Here is a 248-nt window from a genome sequence, read left to right on the forward strand (position 1 = left end):
GTCCCTGATCGATCAGGTCATGAAACTGCTTCGACGTATTGAACTGCGCGGCCGTGGGTGGATCGCCGCCGACAATGCGGTTGATCGCCGTGGAGCGCGCCTGGTCCGCGCCTGCGACCGCGTTATCGACCCACTGGCCGCCGGCTTTGTTATACGCATCGGCGAACTGGCGAATCGCGGCTGACTCGCCGCCCGAGGTCCACCAGTGAATCACGTTCGCTTTCAAAGGCTCGGCGTGCGCGACGATG

1 pseudogene is annotated in these 248 nt (G+C 63.7%); it reads right to left on the bottom strand.

What is annotated here, in order from left to right:
• A pseudogene (locus SB772_RS44175) lies at positions 1-247 on the bottom strand (carbohydrate ABC transporter substrate-binding protein); the annotation flags it as partial.
• Position 248 lies beyond the last annotated feature (1 nt).

Origin of the sequence: Paraburkholderia sp. SIMBA_030, from assembly GCF_046535245.1 — a bacterium.
Classification (GTDB): Bacteria; Pseudomonadota; Gammaproteobacteria; order Burkholderiales; family Burkholderiaceae; genus Paraburkholderia.